Origin of the sequence: Pseudomonas sp. AP42 (assembly GCF_001728935.1) — a bacterium.
GTDB lineage: Bacteria > Pseudomonadota > Gammaproteobacteria > Pseudomonadales > Pseudomonadaceae > Aquipseudomonas > Aquipseudomonas lactis.
The window spans coordinates 27,530-40,356 of sequence record NZ_LYSO01000052.1 but is presented as its reverse complement, the minus strand read 5'-3'; the positions used below and the strand labels follow the sequence as shown (position 1 = coordinate 40,356).

10 protein-coding genes are annotated in these 12,827 nt (G+C 59.2%); 5 read left to right on the top strand and 5 right to left on the bottom strand.

The window, feature by feature from the left end; translation table 11 throughout:
- Positions 1-172 precede the first annotated feature (172 nt).
- A complete protein-coding gene (locus A7K61_RS18290; protein WP_069558092.1) occupies positions 173-1,330 on the bottom strand; it encodes a PQQ-dependent sugar dehydrogenase in 1,158 nt (385 codons plus the stop codon).
- 12 nt (positions 1,331-1,342) lie between these two features.
- Positions 1,343-1,654 carry a hypothetical protein gene (locus A7K61_RS18285; protein ID WP_044273653.1) on the bottom strand — a complete coding sequence of 104 codons (312 nt, stop codon included), beginning with the start codon at positions 1,652-1,654 and terminating at the stop codon, positions 1,343-1,345.
- 185 nt (positions 1,655-1,839) lie between these two features.
- On the opposite strand from A7K61_RS18285, the gene A7K61_RS18280 reads away from it, so the two are divergent.
- A complete protein-coding gene (locus A7K61_RS18280; protein WP_047710785.1) occupies positions 1,840-2,679 on the top strand; it encodes a Ku protein in 840 nt (279 codons plus the stop codon).
- A gap of 24 nt (positions 2,680-2,703) precedes the next feature.
- Positions 2,704-5,220: a DNA ligase D gene (ligD, locus tag A7K61_RS18275; protein ID WP_069558091.1), complete on the top strand. Its 2,517-nt coding sequence runs from the start codon at positions 2,704-2,706 to the stop codon at positions 5,218-5,220.
- An 18-nt stretch (positions 5,221-5,238) separates the two neighbouring features.
- On the opposite strand, the gene lpxO is transcribed toward ligD, so the two are convergent.
- Entirely contained in the window at positions 5,239-6,138 is a 900-nt protein-coding gene (gene lpxO, locus A7K61_RS18270) for a lipid A hydroxylase LpxO (RefSeq protein ID WP_044273650.1), read from the bottom strand.
- A gap of 264 nt (positions 6,139-6,402) precedes the next feature.
- Positions 6,403-7,728, bottom strand: a complete 1,326-nt coding sequence (locus tag A7K61_RS18265; protein ID WP_044273649.1) for a Wzz/FepE/Etk N-terminal domain-containing protein — start codon at positions 7,726-7,728, stop codon at positions 6,403-6,405.
- Between the two features lie 340 nt (positions 7,729-8,068).
- On the opposite strand from A7K61_RS18265, the gene A7K61_RS18260 reads away from it, so the two are divergent.
- Positions 8,069-8,455, top strand: coding sequence for a TIGR03067 domain-containing protein (locus A7K61_RS18260; protein ID WP_069558090.1), 387 nt, complete (start codon positions 8,069-8,071; stop codon positions 8,453-8,455).
- 255 nt (positions 8,456-8,710) lie between these two features.
- Here A7K61_RS18260 and A7K61_RS18255 read toward each other — a convergent pair whose 3' ends face one another.
- On the bottom strand, positions 8,711-9,523 hold the full coding sequence (locus A7K61_RS18255; RefSeq protein ID WP_069558089.1) for a bifunctional 2-polyprenyl-6-hydroxyphenol methylase/3-demethylubiquinol 3-O-methyltransferase UbiG: 813 nt from the start codon (positions 9,521-9,523) through the stop codon (positions 8,711-8,713).
- A gap of 155 nt (positions 9,524-9,678) precedes the next feature.
- Here A7K61_RS18255 and A7K61_RS18250 point away from each other — a divergent pair, with 155 nt between their 5' ends.
- Entirely contained in the window at positions 9,679-10,917 is a 1,239-nt protein-coding gene (locus A7K61_RS18250; protein WP_069558093.1) for an MFS transporter, read from the top strand.
- A 142-nt stretch (positions 10,918-11,059) separates the two neighbouring features.
- Entirely contained in the window at positions 11,060-12,646 is a 1,587-nt protein-coding gene (locus A7K61_RS18245) for an ABC-F family ATPase (protein WP_003191057.1), read from the top strand.
- The last annotated feature ends 181 nt before the right edge of the window (positions 12,647-12,827 follow it).

The following is a 12,827-nucleotide window of genomic DNA, read 5'->3' as shown; positions in this document are numbered from 1 at the left end:
TGAGATCAAGAGCAGATCAAGATCAAGGGCGACTCGCTTCGCATCGTGGTTACCGTCTGCTGTTACAACCCACAAGTTGTGTAGATACCTATGCCTTCGCAATCCAGCTCACACATTTGGATCGCGGGGCATCAATTGGATCAGCGTCTGCTAACAGCCCCCTTCCACACGTTTAATCCTGATTCAGCCCCACCCGATACAACACACCATCATCCTCATCCGTCAGCACATACAGAAAGCCATCCGGCCCCTGTCGCACATCGCGAATCCGCGCTTTCAATTCGCCCAGCAAGCGTTCCTCGTGAACCACCTTGTCACCCTCGAACTGCAAGCGAATCAGCTCCTGGCTGACCAGCGCACCGATAAACAGGTTGTGCTGCCAGGCCTTGAACCGGTCGCCGTCATAGAACGCCATGCCACTGATGCCCGGCGACTTCTCCCACACATGATGGGGTGCCACTGTGCCCTCGGCCGTTTTGCCCTTGGCTTCGGGAATCGGCAACAGGGAATAGTTGATGCCATGGGTCGCCAGCGGCCAACCGTAGTTCTTGCCGCGCTCGATGATATTGACTTCATCACCACCACGGGGCCCGTGTTCATTTTCCCAGATCGTGCCGCTCCATGGGTTCAAGGCCAGCCCTTGCGGGTTACGCTGCCCATAGGACCAGATCTCAGGACGCACGCCAGGCTGACCGACAAAGGGGTTGTCATCTGGCACCCGCCCATCCGGGTAGATGCGCACCACTTTACCTTGCAGCTTGTCCAAGTCCTGGGCCGTGGGGCGGTCGTTGTTCTCACCCAGGGTCACGAACAGGTAGCCGTCACGGTCAAAGGCCAAGCGCGAACCGAAGTGGTTGCCGGTAGACAGCTTGGGCTCCTGGCGCAGAATCACCTTGAAGTCCTCCAAGCCGCTCAAGTCGGCCGCCAGGCGCCCACGCCCTACGGCCGTGCCGGCCTTGCCACCCTCGCCACCGCCTTCGGCGTACGACAGGTACACCAGCCGGTCCTGCTTGAAGTCTGGCGACAGCACCACATCCAGCAACCCGCCCTGCCCTTTGGCCCAAACCTGTGGCACGCCCTTCAAGGGCGCAGACAGCTTGCCGTCGGGGCTGACAAAGCGCAGGTTTCCAGGCAGTTCAGTCACCAGGAAACCTTGTTGGTCGGGCAAAAACGCCAGCGCCCACGGATGGTCCAGGCCCTTGGCAACCGGCGTGGCCGTGACGCTGCCTTGCTCGCTGGGGAACTGTTGGCTATCGGCGGCATACACCGCGCTCAACGGCAGCAACGCGGTGGCGCACAGGGCGGCTAGCAGGGTTTTACGTACAAACATAAGGCGAAATCCTTAGCGGCGATTGCCGTTGGCATCATAGGTGGGCGCTTTGGGTGCGGTGGCCGGACGGCTGGGTGCCGCCTCCTGCTTGGGGTAGCGGTTGCCGATGCCGCCGTTTTCCAGCGTCGGCCGCGGGTTGGCCGGGACAGGCTGGATACTGCGAACCGCCGGTGCATTGGGCTGGGTGCCCTGCATGCTATTGGGGTTGGCCCGGTGAATAGGGCCGTGGTCGCTGCTGCGGCCCGGCAGGTTTTGCGCCTGGGCCAACGGCGCAAGGGCCAGGCCCAGCGCCAATGCTGCAAGATGACGTACACAACGGTTCATGGCCAAACCTCTCTCTGCCAGGTACTACGTGCTTTCGATAACACGCTACGCCGTGGGTTCGGGTTGTGACACTAAATAGTTTCTCATCAGGTGTAACACGATCTGTCCGAGCATCTATCCGCCGAAACTTTTGCCCTGCGCTGCGAGTCACCAGCACACAGGCTCTTCGTTGAGGAATCACACCTATGCCACGGGCAATCTGGAAAGGCGCCATCAGTTTTGGCTTGGTTCACATCCCGGTATCGCTGGTTTCGGCGACCTCTTCACAAGGCGTCGACTTTGACTGGCTGGACAAACGCAGCATGGACCCGGTGGGCTACAAGCGCATCAACAAAACCACCGGCAAGGAAGTCACCAAGGAAAATATCGTCAAGGGCGTGGCGTTTGAAAAAGGACGCTACGTGGTGCTCAGCGAAGACGAAATTCGCTCGGCCCACCCCAAGTCCACCCAGACCATCGAAATCATCGCCTTCGTCGCCAGCGACCAGATCCCCCTGCAAAACATCGACACGCCCTACTTCCTCGCCCCGGATAAACGCGGCGGCAAAGTCTATGCACTGCTGCGCGAAGCGCTGAAAAAAACCGGCAAAGTCGCGCTGGCCAACGTGGTGCTGCATACCAAGCAACACCTGGCTGCGTTGATGCCGCTGGAGTCGGCCCTGGTGCTGGTCATGCTGCGCTGGCCCGCCGAAGTGCGCAGCTTGGATGAGCTGGAACTGGGCAGCGATGTGACAAAGCCGACCTTGGCCAAAGGTGAATTGGACATGGCCAAGCGCCTGGTGGAAGACATGAGCGCCGATTGGCAGCCCGATGAATACCGTGACAGCTTCCAGGACAAGATCCGGGCGCTGGTAGCGAAAAAGGCCAAGGCCGGCAAGATCGAAGACGTGGAAACCGCCGAAGGCGGCGAAGAGCGCAAGTCCGCCGATGTCATCGACCTGACAGAACTGCTCAAACGCAGCCTGGCGGGTAAACCTGCGGCGAAAAAGAGCCCCGCGAAAAAGTCCAATAACAAGGCCTCTTGAGCCTGCCATTGACGGGAGAACAACATGGCAAAGCCCCTGAGCGAGTACAACCGCAAGCGTGATTTCAAGATCACCGCCGAACCCGCCGGCAGCTCACCTAGCAAACGTAAAGCCTCGGCCCTAAGCTTTGTGATTCAAAAGCACGATGCGCGCAACCTGCATTACGACTTTCGCCTGGAACTTGATGGCGTGCTGTTGAGCTGGGCGGTGCCCAAGGGCCCAAGCCTGGACCCGAGCCAGAAACGCCTGGCGGTGCATGTTGAAGACCACCCACTGAGCTATGGCAGTTTCGAGGGCAGTATCCCCACCGGCCAATACGGTGCGGGGGATGTAATCGTGTGGGACCGAGGCATCTGGCAACCCCACGATGACCCGCGCAAAGCCTACGCGGCGGGTAAACTCAAATTCACCCTGGTGGGTGAAAAACTCTCCGGTGACTGGGCGCTGGTGCGTACCCGCCTCAAGGGCAGCGGTGACAAGGAGCAGTGGCTGTTGATCAAGGAAAACGATCAGCAGGCGCGCCCGGCCTCTGAATTCGATATTGTCGAGGCCGAACCCGCCAGCGTGCTCAGCGATGCGGTAGTGGGTAAGCCAAAAGCCACGGCCAAGGCCAAACCCAAGGCCGCGCCAAAAGCCAAAGCGCCCAAGCGTACCGCTGCCCTGCCGGATGAGTTCGCCCCTCAATTGGCAACCCTGGTGGACCGGGCGCCCGAAGGTGATTGGCGCTACGAGATCAAGTTCGATGGCTACCGCATCATGGCGCGCATTCGCGACGGTGAAGTACGGCTGTTCACCCGCAACGGCCACGACTGGACCGAGCGCCTGCCGCGTCAGTGCAAAGCCTTGCAAACGCTCAAGCTCAAAGACAGTTGGCTGGATGGCGAAGTGGTCAGCCTCAATGGCGACGGGCTGCCGGATTTCCAGGCGCTGCAAAACGCGTTCGATATCGGCCGCAGCCTGGACATCGTCTATTACCTGTTCGATGCCCCGTTCTTGAACGGTCGCGACCAACGCGAAGACCCGGTCGAAGAGCGTCGCGCTGCGCTTAAATCCGCACTGTCTGGCAGCCGAAGCAAACTGCTGCGCTTCTCCGAAGCCTTTGCCGCCAGCCAGCGCGATATTTTCGAAAGCGCCTGTGACCTGGCCCTGGAGGGGGTAATCGGCAAGCGTGCTGGCAGCCCTTACGTGTCGCGGCGCAGTGACAACTGGATCAAGCTCAAATGCCGCCTGCGCCAGGAATTCGTGATCGTTGGCTACACCCGCCCCCAAGGTTCGCGCAGCGGCTTTGGTGCGCTGCTGCTGGCGGTCAACGATGAGGCAGGCTTGGTCTATGCCGGGCGCGTGGGCACGGGCTTTGATCAGGCGGCGCTGAAAAGTATCTATGCCCAGCTCACGCCGCTTGAGCGCAAGGACTCGCCACTGCAAAAGCCGCTGACCAGTGCCCAGGCCCGTGGCGTGCACTGGGTTGAGCCGAGCCTGGTCGGTGAGGTGCAATTTGCCGAATGGACCCGTGAAGGCGTGGTGCGCCAGGCCGCGTTTGTGGGCCTGCGTACCGACAAGCCAGCCTCGCAGATCATTCACGAACAGCCGCGTGCGGCCAAGTCGGTCAAGGCATCCGGGGCATCGAAAGCCGGTAAAGCCCAGGCAACGGTGAAGAACGTGAAAATCACTCACCCCGATCGCATTATCGACAAGCACAGCGGCACGCAAAAACAGCAACTGGCGCAGTTCTACACCGATATCAGTGAATGGATACTGCCCTTCCTGCGTGGACGTGCCGTGTCATTGTTGCGGGCGCCGGAAGGTATTGAAGGTGAGCAGTTCTTCCAGAAGCACTCAGAGCGCATGGCAATCCCGCACATCAAGCAATTGGACCCGGCGCTGGATCCAGGTCATGCGCGCCTGATGGAAATAGACAGCGTGGATGCCCTGGTCGGCGCCGTGCAAATGGGCACGGTCGAGTTTCACACCTGGGGCGCCACCGCAGACAAGATCGAAACGCCTGACCTGTTTGTTCTCGATCTCGACCCGGACCCGGCCCTGCCCTGGAAAGCCATGCTGGAAGCCGCCCAACTGACCCTGTCGGTACTCGATGAACTGGGCTTGCAAGCCTTCGTTAAAACCAGCGGCGGCAAGGGCCTGCATTTGATCGTGCCGTTGGCCCGGCGCGATGGCTGGGACACCGTGAAGGCGTTCGCCAAAGCCATTGCCCAATTCATGACCCGGCAACTGCCGGAACGCTTTACCGCCACCAGCGGCCCCAAGAACCGCGTGGGCAAGATCTTTATCGATTACCTGCGCAACGCCCGTGGCGCCAGTACCGTGGCGGCGTATTCAGTGCGGGCACGCCCAGGCTTGCCAGTGTCGGTGCCGGTGAGTCGAGAGGAGTTGAAAGGATTGCGCGGCGCCCAACAGTGGACAGTGGCGAACCTGCATCAGCGGCTACAAACGTTGAAGGACGACCCGTGGGCGGGGTATGCCAATCGGCAGAAGATCAGCAAAAAGATGTGGGACAAACTGGGCGCGGAGCCACCCGGGTGATCCGCGCCCTGAGCCAGGTCAGATAAGAATGAAGATCAGCGCCAGACCGGCAAAGATCGCCCACTTTTCCAGGTAGTAGCGCGTGCGATTGCGCTTTTTAAGCTCTTTGCCACGCAGGCGAATCTTGTACAGGCGAGTGAAGGCACGGTTGAGGCCGCCGGTCTTGTCGCCCTCGTCATTGGGCGAACCCGCGGCGGCCATCACATTGCGGCTGAACCAACGGTTGAACGCTGCCGCCCAGCGGTACTTCATCGGCCGTTCGATGTCGCAGAACAGAATGATGCGGTTCTGTTGCGTGGTGTTTTCCGCGTAGTGAATGTAAGTCTCGTCAAACATTACCGGCTCACCGTCGCGCCAGTAATAGTTTTCACCATCCACGTTGATATAGCAGCCTGGATCATTAGGCGTATCCAGCCCCAGGTGATAGCGGTAGGAGCCTGCATACGGGTCACGGTGACGCACCAGCTTGGAGCCCGGAGGCAGCTCGGCGAACATCGCCGCCTTGATCGACCCGATGCTCTGCACCAGCTCGGTGGTGCGTGGGCACAGCTTCATCGCCGAGGGGTGACTGTCGCCGTACCACTTGAGGTAGAAACGCTTCCAGCCGGTCTTGAAAAACGAGTTGAAGCCTACGTCGTTGTATTGCTCCGAGCGCTTGATCTCCCCCGCCCGCATCAGGTTCTGGCCTTCTTCGCGGATCTCTTCCCAGTGCTCCTGCAATGGGCTCAGGTCTGGGAAGTCGCTGGGCGAGAGAAAGGGACGGCTGGGCTGCTTGGAGAACAGGTACAGGAAACAGTTGATCGGCGCCAGGAACGTCGAGTGATCGCTAAGCTGGCGACCCAGCTTGTGTCGCACCCGACCGCGCAGGTGTACATACGCAATGGAAGCAACGTAGAGAGCAACAATGATGAGTTTCAAGGGATTCGTCACACGTCAGGGAGAGAACAGGCTGCTCCTGCGGGCCCACAACGGCCGAGGATGGATAAGCAGCACCTGAAATCACAATTCACATACAGGCGACACGGCCGGCGGGATAACCGCCTGCGTGCAACCATTGGCAGTTATTTAGCCACACTTTGTAACCAAAGGTTAACTAAGAATTGTGAAAAGCTGTCTACTGAGTGTGCTGGGGGTAGGAGCAGGCAGGCCCTTGAGCCTGCCTGTTTGAAGGCGTTTGCAGGGTTACAGCGGCGAATCTTTACCCTCGCGGCGATCGCCTAATGCCGTATAGGGTACGGCTTGAGCGCGGCTGCGAACGAAGTAGCGGATCAGCGCAATCATCAGGCCCAGCAACAGGCCGCCGACGAGGCTCAACGCGATGACCAGCGGCTTCTTCGGCTTGATCGGTGACAGAGGCTCCTGGGCTCGACGGTCAATCGTCACCAGCTTGAGGTTGCTCATGTCGATGTTCAAACCACGCAACCTGGCGACTTCAGCGCGAAGCGGCTCGACGTCCTGCAAGAAGATGTCTTCATTGCCACGCTTGCGCAGTACCTCAACCTCGCGGTTGCTTTCCAGCAGTTGCAGCTCTTTGCCGATCTCGGCAATGCGCGGGTTGGTAAAGTCATCGCTGGTACGCTGCTGCAATGCAGCGCGCTCGGCTTCCAACGCCTCGGTCCCCATGAAATACAGCGGGATCTTCTGGTTGTTCACCTCGGTACGCATGACCTGGCTCGAACCCGTGCGGGTGGAGTCGGCCATAGAGGACGGCGTTGTCGGTGTACGGATGCCCATGGACTTGGCAATGCTGATGGCTTCGGCCAACTCGGCCAGGCGGTTGGTGCGTTCCATCTTCATCTGCAAGCGCAAAGCGCTGAGCTCATCCTGCAGTTGGGCACGCTTGAGCCGGTCGGCTTCCAGCAGCTTGGCGATTTTCGATTCTTTATCGGTATCGTAGTTGGCGCGGGCGGCGTCGATCTTGCCCTTGAGCTCGCTCAAGCGGTTATTGACGATCACCTTCAGGTCAGCACCCACCTGCTGACGCTCGGCGGCAATGGCGTAGTCCACAAAACCGTTTAGAATCGCAACACCGTCGACGTCGGTCGGGTATTGCAGCTCCAGACGAATATAGCTGCTCAACGAATCGGATTTCTTCGGATCGGGCAAAATCAGATTGACCGAATTGCGGTTGAACGCCTCAAAGCTCTGCTCAAGGGTTTGCCCCGGCTTCTTGAACGCCTTGAACAACTCCTCATGGTCCTTGAAGAACCCCAGGCGCGCATCATAAGAGTCCAGCTGTGCGCCCACTTTGAGCAACGCATCGGCAGGCGGCAACTTATACACTTCCGAACGGTTCAAGGCGTCTAGCTCGTTGATTGCAGCAGGCCGCAACACACTGCTGACTTCATACGTCTTGGGTGCCAGGAAGGCATAACCTGCGCCTAATACCCCGGCCAGAAGCGTACACCCGACCACCAGCTTTTTTTGTCGCCAGATGGCGTGAAACAATTCAAACAAATCAATTTCATCAGACGCGGCGGAAGGCGGAAGCGGGGAAGTACGATTCAAAATAAGAACACCTTAAAATAATACTAAAAGGCCATCATTCTCAGAAGTCTAAAAGACTTCAAAAATCAGGGACAACGCCCTGGATACGGCAGACCAATGGCGATGTGACCACTCCGCCCCCTGAAATATCCCACAAACTTAGGGATTATTTCGGTTTCATTTCGGTGAGTAAGCCAAATGACACAGCCATGTCAGACTGATCTGGTTGCAAGCGTAGTCAATACAACATGAAAAAGCTGTCAAATACCTGTCTTATAAAGAAAAAAATTTCGCCTACAGGTGGAACAGTGTCAGCCTCACTACAATTGAACATTTTTTTGAACAGCAATAAGGAGTTTGCATGTCACCCCTTTCCGCTTCGGACTTTCACGCACTGCAAGGCACTTGGGAACAAACAGCCCTTGAAGACAATGGCGTGCTCAACCCCGTGGATGCCCACAGCGCGCCAGGCGCAATAACGACCATTGCAGGGGATCGCTTCGAAGTGACCACGGTCAGTGGCGAACTATTATTGGCGGGTCGGTTCGAGCTGGACGCCCGTACCACGCCCAAAAGCATTACCTGGACGGACGACATAGGTGATGACGCAGGCAAGCAGCTCCCCGCCAGTTACCGGCTCGACGGCGATGATTTCGTATTTATCGCAGCGGATGAAGGCATGCCCAGGCCCACTGTGTTCAGCACCGGCCCTGGGCAAACCATGCGCACCTTCGTACGGCGCTCTTGAATGCCCCTCTGTAGGAGCGAGCTTGCTCGCGAAAAACTCCCAGACGCCGCGTCTCATTCAGGCAACACGCGTAATCGTTAGCGTTCTTCGCGAGCAAGCTCGCTCCTACACCAAACGGCATTGGTCATCCGATTTGATCACGGCATTTTCACAAGGCCTTCACTTTTCGACCTATAGGGTGAAGCCTACCTACTCCAGTGAATCCCTTGGCCCGCCCTCTCCTCGCGGGCCTTTTTTTGCCTGCGCAAACCTTGATCAGCCATCACGCTTGGTCGCTGTCAGGGTAAAACACAGGGGCATTTGCGCGACCTGATGCTCATACTGTTCGTAAAGTTCTTCCCGGTTGCAATGCGGGTATTCCTGCAAATGGGCGATCTGCAACTGCGCTGCGATAGCCCCGCTGACCACGCTGCCCAGGGTATGTACGTACCAATAGGAGGTGGGCCCGGGCCGTTCATCCTTCCCTTCATAGACAATTGCCTCCTGCAGTACAAAGGGCTCGCGCTGAAAGTAAGAACTGGCAGGCTGCATCGGGTTGGCCCCACAGGGGTCAAACACCTCGAGAAAGGGATGGGTTTCGTACATGACCAGCGTGCCGCCGGGCTTCAGCACACTGGCAACCTGGCGCATGAACAGCGCCACATCCGGCATCCAACCCAGCACGCCAATGGTCACCAGGGCAATATCGAAGCGTGCCTGCAAACGCTCCGGCAAATGGTGGATATCGGTCTCAATGAACTCAGGGCTATGCGGCGAGACCTCGGCCAATTCTCGCGCCTGTTCAAGAAACGCCCGGGATTGATCGACCCCCACCACCGAACGCGCGCCCAAGCCATACAGCGATAGGCTTTCGCGCCCGTTGTTGCAGCACAACTGCACCACATCCTTGCCCATTACACCCGCCTCTTGCAGCAAGGTGGTGATGGTCGGGTCAAGGCAGGAAAAATCAGGCGCGGCGACGGAGGCCAGCAGTGCCGTCCAGGTCGGAGTATCTTTGTGCAACCCGGCAGATTCATCCCAGGCATTTTTGTTGCTGGCGATCGCCTCTTGCGCTGAGGGCATGTCCATTGCTTCTCCAGAAACTCATTACAGTGGGCTTTGGAAAGTAAGTTAAATGCACGCAGGAGGAAAGCCTCCCCGACCGCGAAACTTATCACCCAGCCCACAGGTCACTAATCCAACGCGCGTTCAGCCCCTGAACGCGGCTCTTGAAGGTCAGCACCGTGGCCCGTCATTCAGACCTGCGCATCGCTTTATCCCTGGACAGCCTGAACTTCTTTCTCGCCGATGTGCGCGACGGTCTCGGACCGTACCTGGCAATCTATCTGCTGGCCGTGCATCAATGGGAGCCGGCCAGCATTGGCGTAGTCATGACCCTGGCAGGCATCGCTGCCCTGCTGACCCAAGGCCCCGCAGGTGCGCTGATCGACCGCACTCGCAGCAAACGCGCGGTGGTTGCCATTGCCGCGCTGCTGGTGACGGGCAGTTGCCTGATGCTGCCCTTCGTCAGCTCATTTGGCTGGGTGGCGTTGACCCAGGCTGCCAGCGCCGTAGCTGCGTCTGTCTTTGCCCCGGCAATTTCCGCCATTTCGCTGGGGATCACCGGGCCGCGCGCCTTCACCCGGCGTACCGGGCGCAACGAGACCTTCAACCACGCTGGCAATGCCGTGGCCGCGTTGCTGGCCGGCGGGTTGGCGTACCTGTTCGGGCCGGTGGTGGTGTTCTACCTGATGGCCCTTATGGCGGTCGCCAGTGTCATTGCGGTCAGTTGCGTGCCGGCCAAGGCGATTGACCATGAGGTCGCCCGTGGTTTCGATCCGGCCCATCACACCGACCATGAACAACCCTCGGGCCTGAAAGCGTTGCTGGCCAACCAACCACTGCTCCTGTTCGCCATCTGCTGCGCACTGTTTCACCTGGCCAACGCCGCAATGCTGCCGCTGGTCAGCCAGAAACTGGCGCAGATCAATCTGCAGATGGCCACCCCGCTGACGTCAGCCTGCATTGTCGCCGCGCAGTTGGTGATGGTGCCGATGGCCTGGCTGGTCGGGCTCAAGGCCGATGTCTGGGGGCGCAAGCCGCTGTTGCTTGCAGGTTTCCTGATACTGCCGCTGCGTGGCGTGCTCTATACCCTGTCCAGCGACCCCTACTGGCTGGTGGCCGTGCAGATGCTCGACGGTATCGGCGCCGGCATTTTCGGCGCCCTGTTCCCAGTGATCGTCAAGGACCTGACCCAAGGCACCGGGCGCTTCAACGTCAGCCTGGGCGCCCTCTCCACCGTATTTGGCCTCGGCGCGGCGCTCAGTAGCAGCCTGGCCGGTTTCGTGGTGCAGCAGGCTGGCTACAACGCGGCGTTCCTGACGTTGGCGGCGGTTGCGGCCGCTGCCTTGATGCTGCTGTGGCTGGCCATGCCGGAGACCTTGGCAAAACCATCCTTCGCTCGCCATACAACTGTCGCCTGACATATGCGACAATGCGCGCCAAATTCCAACACACATCCAAAATTTTGTGTTCAGCGACCGGGTTTCGCGCCTTGATGTCGCTGTTGACGCATGCCTGAAGGCACCTGCCGTCACGCTCGCAACCCATTGATAGGTAAAGTAATTGATCTCCACAGCTAACATCACCATGCAGTTCGGCGCCAAGCCGCTCTTCGAGAACGTCTCGGTCAAGTTCGGCGCCGGCAACCGCTATGGTTTGATCGGTGCCAACGGTTGCGGCAAGTCGACCTTCATGAAAATCCTCGGTGGCGACCTCGACCCGTCCGGCGGCCAGGTCATGCTCGAGCCGAATGTGCGCCTGGGTAAACTGCGCCAGGACCAGTTCGCCTACGAAGAATTCACCGTGCTCGACACCGTGATCATGGGCCACGAGGAGCTGTGGAAGGTCAAGGCCGAGCGCGACCGCATCTACTCGCTGCCGGAAATGAGCGAAGAAGACGGCATGGCCGTGGCCGAGCTGGAAACCGAGTTCGCCGAGATGGACGGCTACACCGCCGAATCCCGCGCCGGTGAACTGCTGCTGGGCCTGGGCATTCCCCTGGAACAGCATTTCGGCCCGATGAGTGAAGTGTCCCCAGGCTGGAAGCTGCGCGTATTGCTGGCCCAGGCGCTGTTCTCCGACCCGGAAGTGCTGTTGCTCGACGAACCGACCAACCACTTGGACATCAACACCATCCGCTGGCTGGAAAACATCCTGACCCAGCGCTCCAGCCTGATGATCATCATCTCTCACGACCGTCACTTCCTGAACAGCGTGTGCACCCACATGGCTGACCTGGACTACGGCGAGCTGCGCCTGTTCCCGGGCAACTACGACGAGTACATGACCGTGGCGACCCAGTCCCGCGAGCAATTGCTGTCGGACAACGCCAAGAAGAAAGCGCAGATCTCCGAACTGCAATCCTTCGTCAGCCGCTTCTCGGCCAACGCCTCGAAAGCCAAGCAGGCCACGTCCCGTGCCAAGGCGATCGACAAGATCCAGCTGGCCGAAGTCAAGCCGTCGAGCCGGGTGAGCCCGTTCATCCGTTTCGAGCAGAACAAAAAGCTGCACCGCCAGGCGGTCATGGTCGAAAAAATGGCCAAAGGTTTTGACGGCAAGCCGCTGTTCAAGGATTTCAGCTTCCAGGTTGAAGCCGGCGAGCGCGTGGCGATCATCGGCCCGAACGGCATCGGCAAGACCACCCTGCTGCGTACCCTGGTCAACGAACTGACCCCGGACGCCGGCAGCATCAAGTGGACCGACGCCGCCGAGCTGGGCTACTACGCCCAGGACCACGCCCACGACTTCGAAGACGACGTGAGCCTGTTCGACTGGATGGGCCAATGGACCCAAGGCGAGCAAATGATTCGCGGCACCCTGGGCCGTATGTTGTTCTCCAACGACGAAATCCAGAAGTCGGTCAAAGTGATCTCCGGTGGTGAACAAGGGCGCATGCTGTTCGGCAAGCTGATCCTGCAAAAGCCGAACGTGCTGATCATGGACGAACCGACCAACCACTTGGACATGGAATCCATCGAAGCGCTGAACCTGGCGCTGGAGAACTACCCGGGCACGCTGATCTTCGTCAGCCACGACCGCGAGTTCGTATCGTCCCTGGCCACCCGCATCATCGAGTTGAGCCCAAGCGGCGTGATCGACTTCAGCGGCACCTATGACGACTACCTGCGCAGCCAGGGTGTGGTGTTCTAAGAACAGCGCTTAGCTACAAGCTGCAAGAAAAAGCCCTGTCCCTGTGACAGGGCTTTTTTGCATCCGCACTGTGCCGGGCTCTGATTCTGTGGGCAATACATAACCAATGTGGGAGCTGGCTTGCCTGCGAAAGCGGTGGTTCAGTTATAGATTCACTGACTGACACGCCGCCTTCGCGGGC

Excerpts from the sequence above, each read along its gene's own strand:
- A7K61_RS18260 (WP_069558090.1), top strand. The coding sequence starts at position 8,069 with ATGTCACCCCTTTCCGCTTCGGACTTTCACGCACTGCAAGGCACTTGG.
- A7K61_RS18290 (WP_069558092.1), bottom strand. The coding sequence starts at position 1,330 with ATGTTTGTACGTAAAACCCTGCTAGCCGCCCTGTGCGCCACCGCGTTG.
- A7K61_RS18255 (WP_069558089.1), bottom strand. The coding sequence starts at position 9,523 with ATGGACATGCCCTCAGCGCAAGAGGCGATCGCCAGCAACAAAAATGCC.
- A7K61_RS18280 (WP_047710785.1), top strand. The coding sequence starts at position 1,840 with ATGCCACGGGCAATCTGGAAAGGCGCCATCAGTTTTGGCTTGGTTCAC.
- A7K61_RS18285 (WP_044273653.1), bottom strand. The coding sequence starts at position 1,654 with ATGAACCGTTGTGTACGTCATCTTGCAGCATTGGCGCTGGGCCTGGCC.
- ligD (WP_069558091.1), top strand. The coding sequence starts at position 2,704 with ATGGCAAAGCCCCTGAGCGAGTACAACCGCAAGCGTGATTTCAAGATC.